The 19,468-nt window shown below is 71.1% G+C and carries 17 protein-coding genes and 1 pseudogene; 12 read left to right on the forward strand and 6 right to left on the reverse strand.

Annotated features, from left to right (window positions below; all coding sequences use genetic code 11):
• Positions 1–273, reverse strand: a complete 273-nt coding sequence (locus tag ACSQ18_RS09570; RefSeq protein ID WP_144808459.1) for a metal-sensitive transcriptional regulator — start codon at positions 271–273, stop codon at positions 1–3.
• 57 nt (positions 274–330) lie between these two features.
• Between ACSQ18_RS09570 and ACSQ18_RS09575 the strand changes: the two genes are divergently transcribed.
• The 4 genes and pseudogenes from ACSQ18_RS09575 (at position 331) to ACSQ18_RS09590 (ending at position 3,606) form a co-directional block, all read left to right on the forward strand.
• A complete protein-coding gene (locus ACSQ18_RS09575) occupies positions 331–1,602 on the forward strand; it encodes a DUF445 domain-containing protein (protein ID WP_436037016.1) in 1,272 nt (423 codons plus the stop codon).
• Between the two features lie 65 nt (positions 1,603–1,667).
• Positions 1,668–2,009, forward strand: a complete 342-nt coding sequence (locus ACSQ18_RS09580; RefSeq protein WP_436037018.1) for a gamma-glutamylcyclotransferase family protein — start codon at positions 1,668–1,670, stop codon at positions 2,007–2,009.
• A pseudogene (locus ACSQ18_RS09585) lies at positions 2,009–2,896 on the forward strand (agmatinase family protein); the annotation flags it as partial. The gene ACSQ18_RS09580 and the pseudogene ACSQ18_RS09585, both read left to right, overlap by 1 nt.
• Before the next feature lie 233 nt (positions 2,897–3,129).
• Entirely contained in the window at positions 3,130–3,606 is a 477-nt protein-coding gene (locus ACSQ18_RS09590; RefSeq protein ID WP_436037020.1) for a SixA phosphatase family protein, read from the forward strand.
• 6 nt (positions 3,607–3,612) lie between these two features.
• On the opposite strand, the gene hutU is transcribed toward ACSQ18_RS09590, so the two are convergent.
• A complete protein-coding gene (hutU, locus tag ACSQ18_RS09595) occupies positions 3,613–5,310 on the reverse strand; it encodes a urocanate hydratase (protein ID WP_436037022.1) in 1,698 nt (565 codons plus the stop codon).
• A 32-nt stretch (positions 5,311–5,342) separates the two neighbouring features.
• Complete coding sequence (gene hutH / locus ACSQ18_RS09600) at positions 5,343–6,959, reverse strand: histidine ammonia-lyase (protein WP_436037024.1); 1,617 nt, start codon at positions 6,957–6,959, stop codon at positions 5,343–5,345.
• Between the two features lie 52 nt (positions 6,960–7,011).
• On the opposite strand from hutH, the gene ACSQ18_RS09605 reads away from it, so the two are divergent.
• A complete protein-coding gene (locus ACSQ18_RS09605) occupies positions 7,012–7,812 on the forward strand; it encodes an IclR family transcriptional regulator (protein ID WP_436037026.1) in 801 nt (266 codons plus the stop codon).
• Positions 7,813–7,842: 30 nt separating this feature from the next.
• On the opposite strand, the gene ACSQ18_RS09610 is transcribed toward ACSQ18_RS09605, so the two are convergent.
• Entirely contained in the window at positions 7,843–8,844 is a 1,002-nt protein-coding gene (locus ACSQ18_RS09610) for a LacI family DNA-binding transcriptional regulator (protein WP_436037028.1), read from the reverse strand.
• 193 nt (positions 8,845–9,037) lie between these two features.
• Between ACSQ18_RS09610 and ACSQ18_RS09615 the strand changes: the two genes are divergently transcribed.
• From ACSQ18_RS09615 to ACSQ18_RS09630, 4 genes are read left to right on the forward strand one after another with little or no spacing between them, the layout of a single operon-like run.
• Positions 9,038–10,306 (forward strand): sugar ABC transporter substrate-binding protein, encoded by a 1,269-nt coding sequence (locus ACSQ18_RS09615; protein WP_436037030.1) that lies wholly within the window; start codon positions 9,038–9,040, stop codon positions 10,304–10,306.
• A gap of 5 nt (positions 10,307–10,311) precedes the next feature.
• A complete protein-coding gene (locus ACSQ18_RS09620; RefSeq protein WP_436037032.1) occupies positions 10,312–11,442 on the forward strand; it encodes a carbohydrate ABC transporter permease in 1,131 nt (376 codons plus the stop codon).
• Positions 11,439–12,350 carry a carbohydrate ABC transporter permease gene (locus ACSQ18_RS09625; protein WP_436037034.1) on the forward strand — a complete coding sequence of 304 codons (912 nt, stop codon included), beginning with the start codon at positions 11,439–11,441 and terminating at the stop codon, positions 12,348–12,350. Before ACSQ18_RS09620 ends, ACSQ18_RS09625 begins: the two co-directional genes overlap by 4 nt.
• Positions 12,347–14,236, forward strand: coding sequence for a glycogen debranching N-terminal domain-containing protein (locus ACSQ18_RS09630; protein ID WP_436037036.1), 1,890 nt, complete (start codon positions 12,347–12,349; stop codon positions 14,234–14,236). The genes ACSQ18_RS09625 and ACSQ18_RS09630 overlap by 4 nt, the downstream gene beginning before the upstream one ends.
• 4 nt (positions 14,237–14,240) lie before the next feature.
• Here the strand turns inward: ACSQ18_RS09630 and ACSQ18_RS09635 are convergent, their stop codons facing one another.
• Positions 14,241–14,723 (reverse strand): YbaK/EbsC family protein, encoded by a 483-nt coding sequence (locus ACSQ18_RS09635; RefSeq protein WP_436037038.1) that lies wholly within the window; start codon positions 14,721–14,723, stop codon positions 14,241–14,243.
• 84 nt (positions 14,724–14,807) lie between these two features.
• Between ACSQ18_RS09635 and nhaA the strand changes: the two genes are divergently transcribed.
• From nhaA to ACSQ18_RS09650, 3 genes are read left to right on the forward strand one after another with little or no spacing between them, the layout of a single operon-like run.
• Positions 14,808–16,676, forward strand: a complete 1,869-nt coding sequence (gene nhaA / locus ACSQ18_RS09640) for a Na+/H+ antiporter NhaA (protein ID WP_436037040.1) — start codon at positions 14,808–14,810, stop codon at positions 16,674–16,676.
• Positions 16,673–18,301: an FAD-dependent oxidoreductase gene (locus ACSQ18_RS09645; RefSeq protein WP_436037042.1), complete on the forward strand. Its 1,629-nt coding sequence runs from the start codon at positions 16,673–16,675 to the stop codon at positions 18,299–18,301. Before nhaA ends, ACSQ18_RS09645 begins: the two co-directional genes overlap by 4 nt.
• 16 nt (positions 18,302–18,317) lie before the next feature.
• A complete protein-coding gene (locus ACSQ18_RS09650; RefSeq protein WP_436037044.1) occupies positions 18,318–18,668 on the forward strand; it encodes a UBP-type zinc finger domain-containing protein in 351 nt (116 codons plus the stop codon).
• 134 nt (positions 18,669–18,802) lie between these two features.
• On the opposite strand, the gene ACSQ18_RS09655 is transcribed toward ACSQ18_RS09650, so the two are convergent.
• Complete coding sequence (locus tag ACSQ18_RS09655; RefSeq protein WP_436037046.1) at positions 18,803–19,183, reverse strand: DUF559 domain-containing protein; 381 nt, start codon at positions 19,181–19,183, stop codon at positions 18,803–18,805.
• Positions 19,184–19,468 lie beyond the last annotated feature (285 nt).

Here is a 19,468-nt window from a genome sequence, read left to right on the forward strand (position 1 = left end):
TCAGCGCGTCTCGAGGTCGTAAGCCTTCAGCAGCTCCGCCACGGCCTGCTCCCGCTCGTCGCCGCCGTTCTCGAACATGTGCGCGACGTGCGTGCGCAGGTGGTTCTCGATGAGCAGCTTGTCGAGGGATGCCAGGGCCTTCTGCACCGCACGGGACTGCCCGATGATGTCCATGCAGTAGTCCTCGTTCTCGATCATCTTCGCGAGCCCGCGCACCTGCCCCTCCAGGATGCTCGTCCGGTGGAGGGCCCGCTTCTTGATGTCGTCGATCACGCCCACAGGATACGCGCCGCATCCCCACGACCGGACCGCCCGTGCGAACATAGCGGGATGGCCCGCACCCCGACGCAGCTGCTGAGTCCCGCAGACCAGGAGCGCCGCCGCGGCCTTCGCGTCATGAAGGGCGTCGCGCTGGGCGCCCTCCTGGTCATGGCGGTGCTGTTCGTCGTCGCGTTCGTGCTCGAAGACCGCTACCCGTGGCTGTCGTACGTCCGAGCCGCGGCCGAGGGCGGGATGGTCGGCGCGCTCGCCGACTGGTTCGCCGTCACGGCGCTGTTCCGGCATCCGCTGGGCATCCCCATCCCGCACACGGCGATCATCCCGCGCCGCAAGGACGAGATCGGTCGGAGCCTCGGGGAGTTCGTGGAGACGAACTTCCTCGACGAGGAGGTCGTGCGCGAGAAGCTGCGCACCACCCGCATCGCCGCCAGGGCCGGTGAGTGGCTGCGCGTGCCGACGAACGCGGAACGCGTCGCGGCGGAAGGTGCCACGATGGCGACCGGCATCCTGCGCGCCCTCAGCGACGACGAGGTGCAGGACCTCATCGGCGACCTCGCCCGCGAGCACCTGCTGAGCCCGCAATGGGGCCCGACCGTGGGCACGTGGCTCGATCGGGTCGTCGCCGCCGACGCGCACCGGGGCGCAGTCGACCTCGCCTTCGACAGCATCGCTCTGTGGCTGCGCACGGGTCGCACGTCGTTCGACGGTCTCGTGTCGCGCCGCCTGCCGTCGTGGGTGCCGTCGGTCGCGATGCGGCTCATCGACGACACCGTGTACAACGAGGCGGTCAAGTTCGTGTCGGCCGTGCAGTCCGACCCCGACCACCCGGCGCGCGCGGCGATCGACGGCTATCTCACGAGACTCGCGGGCAACTTGCAGCACGATCCCGAGACGATCGGGCGCCTCGAGGATGCCAAGAGCGCCGTCTTCGACAGTCCGCGGGTGCGCGAGCTGGCGGCCGACGCGTGGAACACCGCGAAGGCCGGTCTCCTCCGCGCGCTCGACGATCCGCAGAGCGGCCTGCGCCGCCGCGCGACGGAAGCGCTGGCCGAAGTGGGCGCCCGTCTCACCGCGGAACCCGCCTTGCAGCAGCGTGTCGACGACCGGATCACGGATGCCGCGGTGTTCCTCGTCGGCCGGTACCGGCACGACATCGCCTCGATCATCACCGACACGGTCGAGAAGTGGGACCCGGCCGAGACGACCGAGAAGATCGAGCTCATGGTGGGGCGCGACCTGCAGTACATCCGGCTGAACGGCACCATCGTCGGCGCCCTGGCCGGGGTGACGATCTTCGCGATCGCCCACGCCTTCCTGGGCTGACACGGCGGCGTGGCGCAGCGCCACGGGAGCGGTACCGCGCCATGCCGAGGGGTAGCCTGGATGCCGTGACGGATGCAACCGAGCTCCTGTTCACCTACGGCACCCTGCAGTTCGCCGAGGTGCAGCTGGACACGTTCGGACGGATCGTGGCCGGGGACGCCGATGTCCTGCCGGGCTACACGATCGACTACGCCGAGATCGAGGACGAACGGGTCGTCGACATCTCGGGCCTGTCGGTCCATCCGGTGCTCCGCGCGACGGGAAACCCCGTCGACAAGGTCATGGGAAAGGTGCTTCACATCACTACTGCAGAACTCGACGCCGCCGACGAGTACGAGGTGTCGCTCTACCGGCGAACCTCCGTCACGCTCGCGAGCGGACGCCACGCCTGGGTCTACGTCGGCTGATGGCGCACGCGACCGACCCGCTGTGGCCGAGCGCCGGCGACTGGCCCGCGTGGGAGGGCTCGGCCGACGCCGTCCTCGTGGGCGCCCCGACCTCCCACGCCTCCCTCTCCCCGTCCGGAGCCCATACGACGCCCGCGGCGGTGCGTGAGGCCCTCTCGCACTTCACGACGACCCTGATCGGCCCGCCCGCGCTGGACCTCGCCGACATCCTCCGGATCGCCGACGCCGGCGATGTCGAGGAGCCCGACGGGCCGGACGGCGAGCACCGGGTGCGCACGCGCGTCGGCGAACTGGCATCCGCAGCGCTCGTGATCGCGCTGGGCGGCGACGGGTCGATCACCTACCCCGTCACGCAGGGCGCGCGGGCCACGGGACTCATCACGATCGACGCCCACCTCGACCTGCGTGACGGCGTCACGAACGGGTCGTCGGTGCGACGGCTGATCGCCGACGGACTCGATCCGCGACGGATCGTGCAGATCGGGATCTCCGACTTCGGCAACTCCGCGGCATACGCGAACCGGGCCGCCGAACTCGGCATCACCGTCATCACCCTCGACGATCTCAGCCGCCGCGGCATGGACGAGGTGGTCGCCGAAGCGCTCGAGATCGCCGGCGCCGGCGACGGCGCGCTCATCCATCTCGACGTCGACGTCGACGTCTGCGATCGCTCGGTCGCCCCCGGCGCCCCGGCATCCGCCCCCGGCGGACTCGCCGCGTGGGAACTGCGCGCTCTCGTGCGCGCGCTGACCGTCGACCCTCGCGTGCGCTCGGCCGACATCGTGGAGGTGGATGCCGAGTCCGACGCCCCCGATGGCCGCACCGTGCGCCTGGCCGCACTGTGCGTGCTCGAGATGCTCACCGGCCTCGCGGGTCGCGCCGTCGCACGCCCGGCGACGCCGGCCGCAGCGGAGGAGCACGACGGAGAGCACAGCGGAGAGCACGCGGAGCCGAGCACTGACCCCGAGCCGGCCACCGACGCGGAGCCGCCGGCTGCGGCCCCCGAAGATGCGGGCGACCACCGATCGGAGTGGGCTCCGCCGGACGACTCCGACCCGGAGCCATGGCCGGCGGGGCCGGCGCCCACGGGCGGCGACGACCGCCGCGACGGGGAGAGCACGTGATCAGGCTCGCTCTCGTGCGGCACGCCAAGAGCGACTGGGGCGACCCCGGCCTCGACGACCACGACCGGCCGCTGAACGCGCGCGGCCTGCGCGACGCTCCCGTCCTGGCTGCGCGCCTGGCCGAGACCGGCTTCCGACCCGAGGTCATCCTGTCGTCGACGGCGCTGCGTGCCCGTACGACCGCAGGGTTCTTCGCCGATGCGTTCGGCGACGGCGTCGATGTGGAGGAGCACACGGAGCTGTACGGCGCGCCCGCTCGCACGCTGCTGGCCACGGCATCCGCTTCGGGGGCACGAAGCGTCGTCGTCGTCGCGCACGACCCCGGGATGACGGTGCTCGCCGAGGCGCTGTCCGGCGGCGGGATCGGTGCGATGCCGACCTGCGCCGTCGCCGTGTTCACCTGGGACGTCGACAACTGGGACGTCGCGACCTCGGTCGACGCCGACTCCTGGACGTTCGACAGCCCTCGCTGACCCCGCTCAGAGCATGGGGATCGTGAGTCCGCGCTCGCGGGCGACGTCGGCCGCGCGCTCGTAGCCGGCATCCACGTGCCGCATGACGCCCGTTCCGGGGTCGTTCGTGAGCACCCGCTCCAGCTTCTCCGCCGCGAGCGCGGTGCCGTCGGCCACCGTCACCTGCCCGGCGTGGATCGAGCGGCCGATGCCCACGCCGCCGCCGTGGTGGATCGACACCCACGCGGCACCCGATGCCGTGTTGAGCAGAGCGTTCAGCAACGGCCAGTCGGCGATCGCATCCGATCCGTCGGCCATCGCCTCCGTCTCCCGGTACGGCGAGGCGACCGAACCGGCGTCGAGGTGGTCGCGGCCGATGACGATCGGACCGGCGAGCTCCCCCGAGGCGACCATCTCGTTGAACTTCAGCCCCGCGAGGTGTCGTTCCTTGTAGCCCAGCCAGCAGATCCGTGCGGGCAGGCCCTCGAAGTGGACCTTGCGACCGGCCTTGTCGAGCCACCGCCGCAGCGGCGCGTCGTCGGGGAAGAGGTCCGCGACGGCACGGTCGGTCTTCGCGATGTCCTCCGGGTCTCCCGACAGCGCCACCCAGCGGAACGGTCCGCGCCCCTCCGCGAACAGCGGGCGGATGTAAGCCGGCACGAATCCGGGGAACGCGAACGCCCGGTCGAAGCCGCCGAGCTCGGCCTCGCGCCGGATCGAGTTGCCGTAGTCGAACACGGCCGCCCCGGCATCCTGGAATCCCACCATCGCTTCGACCTGGCGAGCCATCGAGGCGCGCGCCTGCTCGGTGAACGCCTCGGGGTCGCTCTGGGCGGCGTCCTTCCAGCGCTCGAAGGGGATCTCCGACGGGAGGTAGGCGAGCGGATCGTGCGCGCTCGTCTGGTCGGTGACGATATCGAGGTGCACCGCGCCCTCGCGGTGGCGGCGGAGGAGTTCGGGGAAGACGTCGGCCGCGTTGCCGACGACGCCGATGCTCCGCGCCTCACCGGCCTCGCGCGCGGCCATGGCGCGGGCGACCGCCGCGTCGAGATCGGTCGTGTACTCGTCGAGGTAGCCGTGCTCGACCCGACGAGCCAGCCGCGACTCGTCGACGTCGACGACGATCACCGCACCCTCGTTGAGCGTCACGGCCAGCGGCTGCGCGCCTCCCATGCCGCCCGCACCACCGGTCAGGGTGAGCGTTCCGGCGAGCGACTCGCGCCCGAGGGAGCGCGCGACGGCCGCGAAGGTCTCGTACGTGCCCTGCAGGATGCCCTGCGTGCCGATATAGATCCAGGAGCCCGCGGTCATCTGCCCGTACATCGTGAGTCCGAGGTGCTCGAGCCTGCGGAACTCCGGCCAGGTCGCCCAGTCGCCCACCAGGTTGGAGTTCGCGATCAGTACGCGCGGCGCCCACTCGTGCGTGCGGAAGACGCCCACCGGCTTGCCCGACTGCACGAGGAGCGTCTCGTCCGGCTCGAGTTCGTCGAGCGTGCGGACGATCGCGTCGTACGCCGCCCACGATCGTGCCGCCCGGCCCGTTCCGCCGTAGACGACGAGGTCTTCGGGATGCTCGGCGACCTCGGGGTCGAGGTTGTTCATCAGCATCCGCTTCGCCGCCTCCGCGCCCCAGCTCTTGGCCGTGCGCTCCGATCCGCGTGCGGCACGGATGGGTCCGCGTTCGTTCACAACTCCGGAATGCGTGACGGGGATGTCGGCGCTCATGTGGTCTCCTCGGGGCGGGTGGGGCGATGTGGTCACGGCTGGGTGGCGTCGGGGATGGACGATTCCGGAGTTGTGGCGCGCGCGTCAGCGGCATCGAGGGCCGCGTGCGCGATCTCACCGGAGACGACGAGGGCCGCGACGGCTTCCAGGTCGGGCGAAAGGAACCGGTCCGGGCCGGGACCGGCGACCTCCTGTCGCACGCGGTCGCGCACGGCGCGCGTGGCGGGCCCGGGCTGCAGCGGCGCACGGAGGTCGAGCGCACGGCATCCCGTGACCACCTCGATCGCGAGCACCCGCGCCAGGCCGTCGATCGCGCGCCGGAGCTTGCGCGCCGCCGCCCACCCCATCGACACGTGGTCCTCCTGCATCGCCGACGACGGGATCGAGTCGACGGATGCCGGAACCGCCAGCCGCTTGAGCTCTGACACGATGCCGGCCGCGGCGTACTGCGCGATCATGAGGCCCGAGTCGACCCCGACCTCGTCGGCGAGGAACGGCGGCAGACCGTGGCTGCGGGAGCGGTCGAGCGCGCGGTCGGTGCGTCGCTCCGAGATCGAGGCGATGTCGGCGACGGCTATCGCGAGGAAGTCGAGCACGTAGGCGACGGGGGCGCCGTGGAAGTTGCCGTTGGACTCCACCCGCCCGTCGAGGGTGATCACGGGGTTGTCGACGACCGCGGCGAGCTCCCGATCGGCGACGAGGCGTGCGTGATCGACGGTGTCGCGGGCCGCTCCGTGCACCTGCGGCGAGCATCGCAGCGAGTACGCGTCCTGCACGCGCGTGCAGACGGCGGGATCGCGGTGGCTGGCGACGATCGGCGAGTCCGCGAGGAACGAACGCAGGTTCGCGGCCGACGCGGCCTGCCCGAGCTGCGGGCGGAGCGCCATGAGGTCGGCGGCGAAAACGGCATCCGTGCCGAGCTGCGACTCGACCGACAACGCCGCGGCGAGGTCGGCGGTCGTCAGCAGGAGGTCGAGATCGTGGATCGCGAGCGCGAGCATGCCGAGCATGCCGTCGGTGCCGTTGATGAGCGCCAGCCCCTCTTTCTCCTCGAGCACGAGAGGCGGGATGCCGGCTGCCGCCAGCGCCTCGGCGGCCGGGATCGGCTCGGAGTCGCCCGGCCGACGCACCGCGCCCTCACCGAGCGCGGCGAGCGCGACGTGCGACAGCGGGGCGAGGTCGCCGGAGCACCCGAGCGAACCGTACTCGCGGACGATGGGGACGATGCCCGCGTTCAGCATCGCGGCGTACGTCTCGACGACGGCCGGGCGCACACCGGTGTGTCCGGAGGCGAGCGTCTGCAGCCGCAGCAGCATGAGGGCGCGCACGACCTCGGGCTCGACCTCGGGACCCGTGCCGGCCGCGTGCGAGCGGATGAGGCTCGCCTGGAGCTGGCGGCGGCGTTCGGGGGCGATGAAGGTGGTGGCGAGCGCTCCGAAGCCCGTGGAGATGCCGTAATGCGGTTCGGGGTCGTCGGCGAGCCGTTCCACGAGCGCTCGGCTCGCGGCGACGCGGTCGGTCGCCTCGGCCGCGATCGTCACGGCAGCACCGTGGCGCGCGACGGCGACGACCTCTTCGATCGTGAGTGGGTGGGCGCCCACGACGACGGACGCGGATGCCGGTGCGCCGGCGGGGTCGACAGAGGCCATGTCCCGATTCCACCGCGGCACGGTCGCCCCCACCAGGCCTTCGTGGCATCCTGTGTCTGTGATCCCAGACACGACCAACGAGAACGGGACGGCGCGGGACCGCCCGCAGGTCCCCGCCGCCGACCACACGTTGCGGGTGCTCTCGTTCCTGGGTCGCCAGCGCGGTCCGGTCGCCGCCCGGACGATCGCGGAGCACCTCGGCATCCCCCGGTCGACCGTGTACCACCTGCTCTCGGTCATGGCGGGGCACGGGTTCGTCGTGCACCTCGAGTCGGATCGGCGGTGGGGGCTCGGCACGGCCGCGTTCGAGCTGGCCGGCGGGTATGCGCGCCAGGAGCCGCTCGCCCGCCTCGGCCGCCCCCTCATCGCGGCCCTCGCCGACCGCGCCGGGGAGAGCGCGCACCTGGCCGTCATGACCGGCCGCGATGTGCTGTACATCGTGGAGGAGCGCGCGCCCCGCCGCCCCGCCCTCGTGACCGACGTCGGCGTGCGTCTGCCGGCGCACCTCACCGCCACCGGACGCGCGATGCTCGCGCACCTCCCGCGTGAGCAGGTGCGGGCGCTCTACCCGGATGCCGGGGCGTTCACCGACCGGACGGGCCGCGGTCCGTCACGACCGGCGGCCCTGCGCGAGCTGCTGCAGGCGGGACGGCGACGCGGTTTCGCGACGGAGGACGGCGAGGTGACGCTGGGGCTGCGCTCCGTCGGCGTCGCGGTGCTCGATCACACCGGATGGCCGGCGGCGGCGATCGCCGTCACGTGGCCGGACGACGTGTCACGCGAAGCGGAGACCCTCGCGGGACTGGTGTCCGAGGCGGCGGCGGAGCTGTCGCGTAGGATCGGGCGCCGCTGAGCGGACTCCCCCCGGCGATCGCCGAAGGTTTCAGCGGACGATGAGGCTCGGCTCGACCAGCACGTGCGCTTCGCCCGGGCTCGGCGTGCGGAGGGAGATCGTGCCGGAAGGTCCGATCAGCAGATCGAGCGCCCCCGTCGCGACGCGCTCGGGGAGCTGTTCGACGCTCGAGAGACCGAGCGCTTCGGCGGCGGGCGTGTTGTCGAACCCGATGATGGGCAGCGACGGGCGCCCCGCCGCGACCGCCGCCAGGTGGGCACCGACGGCGAGCGAGTCGCTGACGCACACGATCGCGTCGAGGTCGCGGTGCTCCAGGGCGTCGGCGACGACGACGCGGGCCAGAGCGACGCTCTCCTCCGACACGAGCCGTACGGCATCCGCACCCGCCGGGAGCGTCTCGCGCCAGCCCCGTTCACGGTCGTCTCCCGTTCCCGATCCCGTGGGCCATCCGAGGAAGGCGACGCGGGGGCCGGCGGTCGCGAGAGCGTGGCGGGTGGCGGCAGCGGTACCGGCAGCTCCGTCGACGTCGACCCAGAGGTGCGCGGGATCGGCGACGTCGTCGAGGCCCCACGGCCGGCCGAACGCCACGAAGGGCACGCCGCGCTGAATGAGCCAGTCCGTCCGCGGGTCACCGTGGAAGGTGCCGGTGATGACGACGCCGTCGATGTCTCCCCCGTCGCGGAGGTCGGCCATCCGCCGGATCTCCTCTTCCGGCGAGCGCGCGGCGTAGAGGGTGACCCGCAGACCGCGTTCCCCCGCACGTTCGGTCAGCGCATGCACGAACCGGTCGAGCACGACGCCGGAGATGCCGCCGGCATAGGGGTCGAGGTGGATGCCGATGGTGGAACTGCGCTGCGTGCGGAGCCGCCGGGCGGAGGCGTGCGGTGCATATCCCAGCCGCTGGATCGCCGCCTGCACACGCTCCCGCGTCTGCTCGCGCACGATGGCGGGAGAGTTGAGGACGTTGCTCACCGTCTGCCGTGACACGCCCGCGGCGAGGGCGACGTCTTCGATCGTGGCGGGTCTGTTCATCGTCTCTCGGTCGTCAGGGTCTCTCGACCTCCGTCGTGTTCCGCGGACATCGGGCCTTGACGCGGCGGCGCGGACACTTTATGTTTTCAAGCATTCCACAATTTGAACGATCAAAGAAGTGCATGGGCGCCGATCTGAACGTTCAAAACGTGAGACCCTGCCCAGGGGTCCACACCGTTTCGAAGGAGATGCGATGAAGCGACACACAGCACGGACGCTGCTCGCGACGGGAGGGCTGGCGGTCGTCACCGCCCTGACCCTCACCGGTTGCGGCCAGGGTTTCAGCGACACCCCCGAGCCCTCCGGCTCCGCCCCTAGCGACGCGAGCAGCCTCACGTCGTCCGACGATGCCCTCACGATCATGATCGGATCGAGCGGCGACGCCGAGACGAAGGCCGTGCAGGATGCCGTCGCCGCCTGGTCGGCCGACTCCGGCGTCGAGGCCGAGGTCGTCGCGGCGACGAACCTCAGCGAGCAGCTCGCCCAGGGCTTCGCGGCCGGCTCCCCGCCCGACCTCTTCTACCAGTCCACCGATCAGCTCGCCGCGTACGCCGACAACGGCTCGCTGCAGGCCTACGGCGACCTCCTGCCCAACAAGGACGACTTCTACGAGTCGCTCGTCGCGAACTTCACGTACGACGGCACGTTCTACTGCGCCCCGAAGGACTTCTCGACGCTGCAGCTCATCATCAACCAGGGGCTGTGGGAGGACGCGGGCCTCACCGAGGCGGACATCCCCACGACGTGGGACGAACTGGCATCCGTCGCCGAGAAGCTCACCACGGGCGACACCACCGGGCTCGTGTTCGGCGGCGAGTACGCGCGGATCGGCGCCTTCATGGCGCAGGCCGGCGGCCGCCTCGTCTCCGAGGACGGCATGACCGCCGAAGCCAACAGCGACGCCAACGTCGAGGCGCTGACCTACGTGCAGGAGCACCTGAAGGACGGCACCTTCGCCTACGCGGCCGACGTGGGCGCGGGCTGGGGCGGCGAAGCGTTCGGCAAGGAGCTGGGCGCGATGACGATCGAGGGCAACTGGATCACGGGCGCCCTCGGCGATTTCCCGGACGTGAAGCCGCTCGTCGCCGAACTCCCGGCCGGTCCCGCCGGTCAGGGCACCCTCCAGTTCACCAACTGCTGGGGCATGGCCGCCGACAGCCCCAACCAGCAGGCGGCTCTCGAGCTCGTCGAGTACCTCACGAGCCCCGAGCAGCAGCTCGCGTTCTCGAAGGCGTTCGGACCGATGCCCTCGGTGCAGTCCGCCGCTGACCAGTGGAAGGCCGACAACCCCGACCTCGTCGCGTTCCTCGACGGCTCGGCCTACGCCCAGGGCGTTCCGACGAACAAGGGCTCGGCAGACGTCGTCACCGACTTCAACGCCCAGCTGGGCTCGCTGAAGACGGGCGACCCGAAGGCCATCCTCGACTCGGTGCAGTCGAACCTCGAGGCCATCGTCGGCTGACGCTGATGACCGCGCCCGTCACGCCGGCCGCGGCATCCACCCGTCCGGCCTCCACCCGGTCGCCCCGCTCCGGCGGGACGCACCGGGGGGAGGCCGGCGCGGGCTGGCTGTTCGTCTCGCCCGTCATCCTCATCCTCGGCACGTTCCTCCTCGTGCCGGTGCTCATGGCCCTCTGGGTCAGCTTCTCGGACTGGTCGGGACGCGGCAGCCCGCTCTCCGCGAACGTCTCGTTCGTCGGTCTCGACAACTACGCGACGATCACGACCGGCGGTCTCGCGACGCGCGACTTCGGCACGGCGCTCCGCAACAACGCGTGGTACGTGCTCCTCGTCGTACCGCTGCAGACCGCTCTCGCCCTCTTCCTGGCCGTGCTCGTGAGCCGCCGCATGCTGCGCGCGCGCGGCTTCTTCCGCACCGCCTTCTACTTCCCGTCGGTGACGAGCTCGGTCGCGATCACGGTGCTGTGGCTCTTCCTGTTCTCGTTCGCCGGCCCCGTCAACGCCCTCATCGCGTGGTTCGGCGGGAAGGGCCCGAACTGGTTCCGGGATCCCACCGGGCTTGTCCACGGCGCCCTCGCCGGCATCGGCATTACCTCCGGGCCCGACTTCCTGACGCAGAACTCGATGCTGGGCCTCTCGTGGTGGGACTGGCTCGCCGGGCCCTCGGTCGCCATGTTCGCCCTCATGCTCATGGCCATCTTCACCACGAGCGGCACCTTCATGCTGCTGTTCATCGCGGCCCTGCAGAACGTCGGCTACGAGCTCACCGAGGCGGCGATGATGGATGGCGCGAACGCGTGGCAGCGGTTCTGGCGCATCACGCTCCCGCAGCTGCGACCGACGATCTTCACGGTCGTGACCCTCGGGCTCATCGGCTGCTGGCAGGTGTTCGATCAGATCTACACGGGCACGAAGGGCGACCCCGCCAAGACCACGATGACGCCGGCCTACCTCTCGTACACGGCGGCGTTCCGCGAGAACGACTGGGGCGTGGGCGCGGCGATCGCGTTCATCCTCTTCCTCATCATCATCTTCTTCACGATCTTCCAGCGGTGGGTGCTGCGCGACCGGCCGGTCTCGCGCCGCCGCGTGCGCGCGTATCAGAGCGCCACGTACCGGAAGGGGGCGACGTCATGACCGACACCACTCTCGCGCACGCGGCCACCCTCGCCGAGCCTCCTGTGGCCCCCACCCCGCGGCGTCGGCGACGGTTCACCCTGCGGAGTGCGGCGGGGCAAGTACTGCTCTACGCCATGATCGTCCTGCTCGCGATCGTCTACATCTACCCGTTCCTCGTGCAGGTGGCGACGTCGTTCAAGTCTGAGCAGGAGGCGGCATCCGATCCCATCTCGCTGCTGCCGCAGACCTTCACGGTCGCCGCCTACGAGCGGCTGTTCCTGCACAGCGACTTCCCGCTGTGGTTCGCGAACTCCGCCGTCGTGACGATCCTCGTGACCCTCGGTCGCGTGTTCTTCGTCTCGCTGGCCGGCTACGCGCTCGCCCGCCTGCACTTCCGCGGTCGCGGGGTCGTCTTCGCGCTCGTCGTGGGCGTCATGGCGGTGCCGGCGGTCGTGCTCCTGATCCCGAAGTTTCTCGTGCTCAACCAGATCGGCATCTACGACTCGTACACGGGTATGGTGCTGCCGCTCCTGGTGGATGCCGCGGGCGTGTTCATCATGAAGAACTTCTTCGAGTCGATCCCGACGTCGGTCGAGGAGCAGGCGCGCATCGACGGAGCGGGCACGTTCCGCGTGTTCTGGTCGATCGTCCTCCCCATGGCACGACCGGCGCTCGTCACGATCGTGATCCTGTCGTTCCAGGGATCGTGGAACGAACTCAGCCATTTCATCGTGGCCACCCAGTCCCCCGAACTCACCACCCTGACCAAGGGCGTCGCCTCGCTCGCGTCGGGACAGTTGAGTCAGGGCACGCAGTATCCGCTGAAGCTCGCTGCGGCGGCGATCATGACGATCCCCGTCGCGGTGCTCTTCTTCATCTTCCAGAAGCGGATCATGAACACCAGTGAAGGAGCAGTGAAGGGATGACGGGCGGATTGCAGCCGTTCCTGTCGGATCGAGTGGCGGCGCTCTGCGCCCCCACCCAGGCGTGGTCGGGAGACGACGGCGACATGGGCGCCGAGTCGATCGACGGGATCTACCACGGTGACACGCGATTCGTCCGTGGACTCGAGGTCTCCTACGTCGACGCGAACGGCGACGCGGTCCGCCCCGAGTGGGTACGCGCGACGGCGCCGACGGCGAGAGAGGTGCGCTTCGACGCGCTTCTGCGCGGCGTCGACGACCGATGGCCCGACCCGAAGGTTCGGCTGGAGCGCGTGCGTCGCGTCGCCGACGGCGACGTCACCGAGACCCTCACGGTGCACACGCACCTCGACGAGCCCCTGAGCCTGCGGTTGAGCGTCACGATCGTGCCGGATGCCTCGCTCCTGCAGGACGTGAAGGCAGGCACCACCTCGGGGGTCGAGCGCACGACCGACGCGGACGCGACGACTGTCACAGTGCGCGCGGCCGAGGCCGCCGTGACGTTCCACGCCGAGCACGCCGAGATCACTGCCGACGACGGAGTGCGGCTCGACTGGACCCTCGACATCCCTGCGCGCGGACGGGCCGAGGCGTCGTGGACCACGAGCATGTCCGACCCATCGCTCGTCGTCCGCGGCGTCCGTTCCCCCGTGCCGTGGTCGCTCCCGGCGCCGGGAGCGGGCGGCGACCCCCGGGTGGACCGATGGCTCCGCCAGGCCCTCGGCGATCTCGGTGCCCTGCGCCTCACCCTTCCCGATCAGCCCGACGACGTGTTCTACGCCGCCGGCGCCCCCTGGTTCTTCACGCTGTTCGGCCGCGACTCGCTGTGGGCGGCCCGGCTGATGCTCCCCGTCGACGCGTCGATCGCGGCATCCACTCTTCGGGTGCTCGCCCGGCTCCAGGGCACCACGACGACCCCGGCGACGGCGGAGCAGCCGGGCAAGATCATGCACGAGCTGCGTTCGAGCACGCTCGCGATGCCCGGCGAGGGGATCGTGCTGCCGCCCCTCTACTACGGCACGGTCGACGCGACCCCGCTGTGGGTGTGCCTCCTCGCCGACCTCGCCCGCGCGGGTCACTCCGACGACGAGATCGAGGAACTCCTCCCGGCGATGGAACGCGCGCTCGCCTGGGTCACTGCGAGCGCGGGCGACGACGGCTTCCTCGACTACGTCGATGAGACCGGGCATGGACTGTCCAATCAGGGCTGGAAGGACTCGGGCGACTCGATCCAGTGGCGCGACGGCCGGTTGGCCGACGGGCCGATCGCCCTGTCGGAAGTGCAGGGCTACGCCTACGAGGCGGCGCTCGGCGGGGCCGACCTCCTGGACAGGTTCGGCCGCCCCGGCGGCGACGACCTGCGCGCGTGGGCCGCGGCATTGAAGCGCCGGTTCCGGGAGCGGTTCTGGGTCGAGACCGAGGAGGGCCGCTACCCCGCGATCGCGCTCGACCGTGACGGTCGCGCCGTCGACACCCTCACCACCAATGCGGGGCACCTGCTCGGCACCGGCATCCTCGAGCCCGACGAGGAGGCCGCGGTGTCGGCGCTGCTGGCCGGCGAGACCGTCTCGTCGGGGTTCGGCCTGCGTACCTTGTCGACGGATGCCGCGGGCTACTGGCCGCTGAGCTACCACGGCGGCAGCGTCTGGACTCACGACAGTGCGATCGTCGCGCGCGGCATGGCCCTCGCCGGCCGGCACGACGACGCGCGATCCGTCGTGTCAGGGCTCCTGGCCGCCGCCGAGGCGTTCGACTACCGGCTGCCCGAACTGCACGCGGGGGACGCCGCGTCTGAGGTCGCCGCCCCCGCACCGTACCCGGCGGCGTGCCGACCGCAGGCCTGGTCGGCGGCAGCCGCCGTCACCGCGTGGGACATCCTGCGCGGCTGAGGCCTCAGTCGACGCGGGCGACGGTGCCGCCGGTGAGGCGGACGAGTTCGTCGTACGTGAGCGGGAACACCGTGTGCGGCGTGCCGCCGGCGGCCCAGATCTCCGGGAACGCGGCCAGCGCCTCATCGACGACGGTCGTGAGCGGCGCGGGGTGCCCCGTCGGCGCGACGCCACCGATCGCCTGACCGGTGGCCTCGCGCACCTGCTCGACCGTCGCCCGCACGATCGAGGACCGTCCCAGCCGGGCGGCGAGCGCGGCGGTGTCGACGCGGTGCGCGCCGCTGGTCATCACGAGCAGCGGTTCGCCGTCCGACCAGAAGACGAGACTGTTGGCGATCGCGCCCACCTCGACCCCGAGTGCGGCGGCCGCCAGGGCTGCGGTGGACGCGGCATCCGGGAGGACGACGATCTCCCCCGAGATCCCCGCCTCGCGGAGGGCGTCGTGGACCAGTCGGCTGCGAGGGTGGAGGTCGGCGGGCGTCGTCATGGATTCAGCCTAGGGCGAACGCTGGACGCTCCGCCCCGGAGAGGTGGAGACTGAGTCCGTCGCCGACCGAAGGACTCCCCCCGTATGCCCGCACGCCCGTCCATCGCCGCCCGCATCAGCGCCATGGGTCAGAACCGCATCGGCGCGCTCCTGCTCCTCCTGGCGACGGTGGCCGCTGTCGTGTGGGCCAACGTGGCCCACGGCTCCTACGAGACCTTCTGGGAGACGCACATGACGGTCGGCGTCGCCGACCTCCGGCTCGATTTCACGCTGCACGCCCTCGTCAACGACGCCCTCATGGCGATCTTCTTCTTCACCGTCGGCCTCGAGGTGCGCCGGGAGTTCGCGATCGGCGAGCTCACCAGCTGGTCGCGCGCGATGGTCCCTGTCATCGCCTCCCTCGCCGGCCTCGCCCTGCCCGCCCTGCTGTTCGTGCTCGTCGCGGCACCGTCGGGCCACGCCGCCGCCTGGGGTGTCGTCATCTCCACCGACACCGCGTTCCTCGTCGGCGCGCTCGCCCTCGTCGGTCCCCGCATCCCGGGTCGCCTGCGCGTGTTCCTCCTCGCCCTCGCCGTCGTCGACGACATCGGGGCACTGTCGATCATCGCCCTCGTCTACACCGACACCTTCTCGCCCATGCCGCTCCTCATCGCCGCGGTGGGCCTGGCGGGCGTCTACGCGACGCGGTACCTCCGCAGCGGCCGCGGCCCCGTCTACGCGACGCTCGCCGTCATCGTGTGGCTCGCCTTCCTCGCCTCGGGCGTCCACCCCACCCTCGCGGGCGTGGCGATCGCCCTGCTCGTGCCCGTGTACCGCCCGAACCGCCGCGACGTCGAACACGCCCTCGAACTCGCCCGCACCTTCCGCCAGTCGCCGAACACCGAGTACGCGCGGGCCGCCGCCAACAGCCTCCGCGAATCGATCTCGATCAACGAACGCCTGCAGTCGGCCTACGCCCCCTACGTCGCGTACGTCATCCTGCCGCTGTTCGCGCTCGCCAATGCGGGGGTCGTCGTCACCGGGGAGATCCTCGCCGCCGCCGTGCGGTCGCCGCTCACGTGGGGCATCGTCGTCGGCCTCGTCGCCGGGAAGTTCCTCGGCATCTTCGGGTCCACCGCCGTGCTCAAGAAGCTCCGGCTGGGCGAGTTCGGGCCTGGGCTCACGATCGACCGCATCGCCGGCGGCGCGCTCCTCAGCGGCATCGGCTTCACGATCTCCCTCTTCATCATCGACCTCGCGATCGACGACCCCGCCGCGCAGAACGAGGCACGCGTCGGGGTGCTCGCGGCATCCGTCCTCGCCTTCGTCCTCGCGACGATCGTCTTCCGGGTGTCGGATGCCGTCCGCGGCGACATCGAGACCGGACAGACCCTCGCGCGCCCCGTCGATCCGCGCCGCGACCACGTGTGGGGCCCGGTCGACGCGCCATACACGATCGTCGAGTACGGCGACTTCCAGTGCGAGTTCTGCCTCAAGGCGTCGGGCTCGATCCAGGAGGTGCTGCGCGAACTCGACGGCGGCCTCCGCTACGTCTGGCGACACGCGCCGCTCACCACCCAGCACCCCAACGCCCTCGCGGGCGCCGAAGCCGCTGAAGCCGCCTCGATGCAGGGCAGGTTCTTCGAGTTCGAGCGCGCGCTCTTCGCCGATCAGGAGCACCAGCTGCCGTCCGACATCGTGCGCATCGCGGCATCCCTCGGCCTCGACGTGCCGAAGTTCGAACGCGACCTCGAATCCGCCGAAGTCACCGCGCGCGTCCGCGACGACATGCTGGATGCCGAGGCGATGGGAATCACCTCGGTGCCGACGTTCTTCGTCAACGGCCGGCGCCACGTCGGTCCGTACGACGCGCAGTCGCTCATCCGGGCGCTGCAGGCGACCACCGATGATGCCGCCACCGCTGCTGCGACGGTGACGCACGTCGCCACCCCCACCCTGAGAGAAGGCGCATGACCCGCGACGAGACGATCACCCCCGAGCTCACCGACGCCCAGTGGGAGCGCCTGACGGCGATCGGAACCACGCAGGACGTCGACGAAGGCGACTACGTCTTCCGCTCCGGCGACGCGGACTACGACCTGATCGTCGTCGAAGAGGGCGAGATCGAGATCGTCCGCGACGCGCTGAAGTGGGTCGACGAGGTCGTGATCTCGCGCATGGGCCCGCGGACCTTCGCCGGTGAGCTCGGTCTCCTCAACGGACAGGGTGCATTCCTCTCGGCGCGCGCCACCCGCCCGGGCCGCGTCCGTCGCATCACCCGCACAGAACTGCGCCGGCTCATGAACGAGGACGACGACCTGTGCGACCTCATCCTCCACGCCCTGTGGGCGCGGCGGGAGTCGCTGCGCAACGGACCGGCCGCCATGACGCTGAAGTTCGTCGGATACAGCTCGTCGAGCGACTTCCTCGCGCTGCGCCGCTTCGCCGAGCGGCTCGATCTCGTCCACGTCGCCGTCGCCGTGCCGCCCGACGGGATCGAGTACCTCGTCGGCCACAGCATCCCCGAAGAGAACCTCCCCCTCGCCTTCATCCAGGGTGAGCCGCTGCCGCGCGCCACTCCCGGCGCCGTCGCCGAGCGCTTGGGCCTCAGCTACCAGGCGCAGGCAGACGAGGTCGTCGACCTCGTCGTCGTCGGGGGCGGACCAGCCGGGCTCGCCGCCGCGATCTACGGCGCCTCCGAAGGCCTCTCGACCGTCCTGCTCGACGCCGTCGCGCCCGGAGGTCAGGCGGCCGCGACCTCGCGCATCGAGAACTTCCTCGGCTTCCCCTTCGGTGTTAGCGGTGGCGAGCTCATCGGTCAGGCCACGCTCCAGGCACTCAAGTTCGGCGTCCGCGTCTACGCCCCGTGCGAGGCCGTCGGACTCGCGACCGTCGACGGCGGACAGGAACTGGACGTGACCCTCTCCGACGGCCGCCTCATCCGCGCCCGCGCCGCCGTCATCACCTCCGGCGCCGCCTACCGCCGCCTCGCGCTCGACCGCTGGAGCGACTTCGAACGCGCCGGGATCTACTACGCCGCGACCCCGCTGGAACTGCGCCAGGTGACCGGCGAGCCGGTCGTCGTCGTCGGAGGCGCGAACTCCGCCGGTCAGGCCGCCCTCTACCTCGCCGCGGGGGGAAGCCCCGTCGACCTGGTCGTGCGGGGCGACGACCTCAGCGCCCGGATGTCGTCGTACCTCGTCGACCGCCTCGTCGAGGACCCGCGCATCCGCATCCACCGAGGCTCGCGCGTCGTCGGCCTCGGCGGCGACACCTCGCTGGCATCCGTCACGATCGACAGTGTCGGCGAGGTCGACGCACGCGGCCTGTTCTGCTTCATCGGCGCCGATCCCGCCACCTCCTGGGTGCCGACCCTCGACCGCGACCCGGAAGGCTTCATCCGCACCGGCACCGACATCGCCCTGCAATCGCTGCAGCGGTGGCAGACACTCGGCCGTGAACCGCTCCCCTTCGAAACCTCCATTCCGCGGGTCTTCGCCGCTGGCGACGTCCGCCGGGGATCGATGAAGCGGGTCGCCGCCGCCGTCGGCGAGGGATCGAGCGCCGTGGCATCCGTTCACCGGGCACTGGCCGGCTGACGCAGAAGGAGCACACATGACCGACCTCACCGCCAGCTTCGACACCGCCGCCACCCCCTCGGGAACCGGGTGCGGAGAATGCGACGCCGTCGAAGGGTGGTGGGTGCACCTGCGCAGGTGCGCGGCGTGCGGACACGTGGGCTGCTGCGACAGTTCGCCCGCCAAGCACGCCACCGCCCACTACCGGGCCACGGGACACCGCGTGATGCAGAGCTTCGAGCCGGGCGAGGACTGGTTCTGGGACTTCGAGAACGCTCGCATGGTCGAGGGCCCCGAACTCGCGCCGCCCACGAGCCATCCCGACACCCAGCCGGCCCCCGGCCCCCGCGGCCGCGTGCCCCTGGACTGGCGCGACCACATCGGCTGACCTGGGCCCCCGTCGCGGAGCCGGTTGTCATCGCGAGGCCGGGCGTCGTCGCGGCACCGGTTGCGACGCATACAGGGGCGATCGACACTCATCGCCTCCGTCCCCGGCCTGCGGCCCGGTTCGTCCTGTCTGCGTCACCGACGCGGACGGAGAGTCAGCGCCTTCAGCGCATCGATCACCACCTCAGATCGCCAGAGGATGTCTTCCGCATCGAGCCGCAACGTGACGTAGCCCTGGCGCGCGGCCTCCAGGTCTCGCAGCCGATCGCGCCTCCGGGTTGCCGGGTCGGAATGATGCGCTCTGCTGTCGCATTCGACGATCAACCACCCATCGACGAGAAGGTCGACCCGCCCCACACCATGGATCGCGACCTGCAGCTCCACGGACCGCCCGAGGGCTCGCAGCATGAGCCTCACGAAGGTCTCCGGTCCCGACTCGGCACGTGCATCGATCAGAGCCCGCAGCCGTCGCAGCCGGCGTGGCAGCGTGGCGAACAGCTCGTCGAGCTCGTCCACGCGAATGACCCCGCGGTGGAGAGCGGAGTCGATCGTGGCGATCGCGGGAGGGGGCTCCTGACACAGCACTGCTTGCCGCAGTGCATCCAACGGCTCCACGGTGAGCGCATCAGGGTGCGGCGCGCGGCGCAGCCGGCGACGGTGCACACGTACCCCCGCCACGGCCGCGGGAAGTCGAGACGCCGACTCCGGAACGTGAAGGTGAAGAGGTCCCGAGTCCCGCACGAACACCCCACGTCTGCGCATTTCGGAGACGCAGTCGAGACGCCCGTGGAGGCGTCCCGC

Origin of the sequence: Microbacterium sp. LjRoot45 (assembly GCF_964253325.1) — a bacterium.
Taxonomy (GTDB): domain Bacteria; phylum Actinomycetota; class Actinomycetes; order Actinomycetales; family Microbacteriaceae; genus Microbacterium.

Coding starts and splice junctions, on each gene's coding strand:
- ACSQ18_RS09575 (WP_436037016.1), top strand. CDS start 331: ATGGCCCGCACCCCGACGCAGCTGCTGAGTCCCGCAGACCAGGAGCGC.
- nhaA (WP_436037040.1), top strand. CDS start 14,808: ATGCCCGCACGCCCGTCCATCGCCGCCCGCATCAGCGCCATGGGTCAG.
- ACSQ18_RS09650 (WP_436037044.1), top strand. CDS start 18,318: ATGACCGACCTCACCGCCAGCTTCGACACCGCCGCCACCCCCTCGGGA.
- hutU (WP_436037022.1), bottom strand. CDS start 5,310: ATGAGCGCCGACATCCCCGTCACGCATTCCGGAGTTGTGAACGAACGC.
- ACSQ18_RS09620 (WP_436037032.1), top strand. CDS start 10,312: ATGACCGCGCCCGTCACGCCGGCCGCGGCATCCACCCGTCCGGCCTCC.
- hutH (WP_436037024.1), bottom strand. CDS start 6,959: ATGGCCTCTGTCGACCCCGCCGGCGCACCGGCATCCGCGTCCGTCGTC.
- ACSQ18_RS09645 (WP_436037042.1), top strand. CDS start 16,673: ATGACCCGCGACGAGACGATCACCCCCGAGCTCACCGACGCCCAGTGG.
- ACSQ18_RS09615 (WP_436037030.1), top strand. CDS start 9,038: ATGAAGCGACACACAGCACGGACGCTGCTCGCGACGGGAGGGCTGGCG.
- ACSQ18_RS09635 (WP_436037038.1), bottom strand. CDS start 14,723: ATGACGACGCCCGCCGACCTCCACCCTCGCAGCCGACTGGTCCACGAC.
- ACSQ18_RS09625 (WP_436037034.1), top strand. CDS start 11,439: ATGACCGACACCACTCTCGCGCACGCGGCCACCCTCGCCGAGCCTCCT.
- ACSQ18_RS09610 (WP_436037028.1), bottom strand. CDS start 8,844: ATGAACAGACCCGCCACGATCGAAGACGTCGCCCTCGCCGCGGGCGTG.
- ACSQ18_RS09630 (WP_436037036.1), top strand. CDS start 12,347: ATGACGGGCGGATTGCAGCCGTTCCTGTCGGATCGAGTGGCGGCGCTC.